The organism is Nocardioides cremeus (assembly GCF_030518195.1).
GTDB classification, from domain to species: Bacteria; Actinomycetota; Actinomycetes; order Propionibacteriales; family Nocardioidaceae; genus Nocardioides; species Nocardioides cremeus.
Genome location: NZ_JAULSC010000053.1, coordinates 1 through 2,584, shown reverse-complemented (window position 1 = coordinate 2,584; position 2,584 = coordinate 1). Strand labels below are relative to the sequence as shown.

Below are 2,584 nucleotides of genomic sequence, written 5' to 3'. Positions count from 1 at the left end.
GTGAATATTCGCCTTACTGGGGTCCAGCGGCGGCGTGTTCCGGGGCCGTCGGGGTGACTGCTCGTTGGCGGGCTTGGGGGCCGGTGTTGGCGTGGTTGGGGGCCATCCGTTTCTAGGCTCCTCCCGCCGTGCGTATAGGGCGCACAGCGGAAGGAGCGGATCATCGATGGTACGGAAGATCAAGGCGAAGCTCGTGCTGCAGTTGCGAGCCGAGGGACTCTCAGGGCGAGCGATCGCGTCCTCGCAGGGAATGTCACGCAAGTCCATTACTGCGGTGCTGGACGCTGCGGACGTAGCCGGCATCAGTTGGGACGACGTCGCTGAACGCCCAGAGGACGAGGTGTACGCGCTGCTGTTCCCCGGACGCGGTGAGCACGAGAGCGTGTTCGCCCAGCCGAACTGGGACCAGGTGCACAAGGAGATGGCCCGGGTCGGGGTGACGCTGAAGCTGCTGCACAGCGAGTACACCGACTTATGCGCCGGGGCTGGCGAGCCAGCGATGGGCTACGACCGGTTCTGCCGCACCTACCAGCGCCACGTGCTGGTCACCGGCGTCGCGTCGCGTGTGGGTCACAAGGCCGCCCAGACGGTCGAGGTCGACTGGTCCGGCCCGACGATGCAACTGAGCGACCCGGTCAGCGGAGCCACAAGGACGGTGTACCTGTTCGTGGGGTGCCTGCCGTTCAGCCGGTACGCATTCGTGGAGCCGACCCTGGACATGAAGCAGGACACCTGGCTGCGGGCTCACGTGGCGATGTTCGAGGCCTTCGGCGGTTCGGTGCCACGGATCGTGTCGGACAACCTGAAGACCGGAGTGATCAAGCATCCCCGTGACGGCGAGATCGTCCTCAACGACGCCTACCGCGAGATGGCGGGCCACTACTCGGCCGCGGTGCTGCCCGGCCGGGTCCGCAAGGCCAAGGACAAAGCCAGCGTCGAGAACACCGTGTGGCACGTCGCGATGCGAATCATCGCCGACCTACGTGATGAGAAGTTCACGTCGCTGCCCGAGCTCAAGGCGGCCATCACCAGCCGCGTGGAGGCCTACAACGAAGAGCCGTTCCAGAAGCGACCCGGCTCGCGGGCGAGCGTGTTCACGGCCGAGGAGCAGCCGCTGCTGCGGCCGCTGCCACAAACGGCCTACGAGATCAGCCACTGGGTCTACGGGCGCCGGGTCGGACGCAACGGGCATGTGGTGTGGGAGAAGAACTTCTACTCCGTACCGTTCGCCCACGTCGGCGCCTTGGTCGACCTGCGTATCACCGACCGGGTGCTGCAGGCCTACCGCGGCACCGCGCGGCTGAGCAGCCACCTGCTGCTGCCGCCGGACGCGGCCAACGAGTACCGCACCAACGACGCCGACCTCCCGGTCGGCGAACGATATCGCCAGTGGGACCCGGACCGGGTCAGGGACTGGGCTGAGCGGATCGGCCCCGCGACGGTCAGCGTGGTGAACCGGATCTTCGAGTCCGTCCCGGTCGACGAGCAGGGCCTGGACGCCGCCCTGGCGGTGCTGCGACTGTCGCGACGTTTCTCGGCCGAACGGGTCGAGGCAGCCTCCCGGCTGGCGTTGGCAGGTCGGGTGCGGTCCCCGCGCTATGCGCACCTGCACCCCATCCTGGTCACCGGGCAGGACAAGACCGCCGCACTGCGGCCACCACGCGAGGAACCAGCAGAAGCCGGTGGCTACGTCCGTGGTGCCGGCTACTACGCGGGCGGTGCCAAGTGAACGGCATCGACATCGAGACCAAGCGCAAGTTGCGTGAGATGGGCGCCGCGCCGCTGCTGGAGGCGCTCGAGGGCCAAGACGACACCCTCACACTCGGGATGGGCTTCGGTGAACGGCTCCGGTTGGTGGTCGACGAGGCACACTCGACGTTCAACCACGCCAAGGTCGAGGGCCTGATCCGCCGCGCTGGACTGCGGTACCCCGGCGCCGACCTGCGCCGGCTCGATCTGGTCGAGGAACGTGGGCTGGACCGTCAGGTGATCGCCCAGCTCGGGTCCTGCACGTTCATCGAGCGACAGCAGAACGTGGTGTTTCAAGGCTTCACCGGCTCCGGGAAGTCCTACCTCGGATGCGCGCTAGCCAAGCAGGCCTGCCAGCACCGGATCCGTGCCCACTACATCCGCATGCCCGACCTGGAAGAAGCCTGGGCGCTGGCCAGTGACAAGCCACAAGGAGCGACGAAGTTCCTCAAGAAGTACGCGGCCTTCACGTTGCTGGTGATCGACGAATGGCTGCTCGACCACCCCGACGACGCCATCAGGAGCATGCTGCTCGAGCTACTGGAACGCAGGTACGACACCGGGTCCACGGTGTTTTGCACCCAATACGCCAAGAAGGACTGGCACCAGCGGCTCGGATCAGGAGTGCACGCCGACGCGATCATGGACCGCATCGTGCACAACACCATCTGGGTCGACACCGGCAACCACAACATGCGTGAACACGCCTCGATGAACCGGTGAAAACAGCCGTTGGGGGCCGGTGGCCCCCACACCTGCGGCCACTGGCCCCCAACGGCAAGATCCACGGCCCCCAGCCACCCGATCCAGTGGTCCCTAAGCCTTCAAATACTCA

The 2,584-nt window shown here is 66.6% G+C and carries 2 protein-coding genes; both read left to right on the top strand.

The window, feature by feature from the left end; genetic code table 11:
• The first annotated feature begins 166 nt into the window (after window positions 1-166).
• Window positions 167-1,729: an IS21 family transposase gene (istA, locus tag QWJ41_RS20665; protein ID WP_302710355.1), complete on the top strand. Its 1,563-nt coding sequence runs from the start codon at window positions 167-169 to the stop codon at window positions 1,727-1,729.
• Window positions 1,726-2,472, top strand: coding sequence for an ATP-binding protein (locus QWJ41_RS20660; protein WP_302710354.1), 747 nt, complete (start codon window positions 1,726-1,728; stop codon window positions 2,470-2,472). The genes istA and QWJ41_RS20660 overlap by 4 nt, the downstream gene beginning before the upstream one ends.
• The last annotated feature ends 112 nt before the right edge of the window (window positions 2,473-2,584 follow it).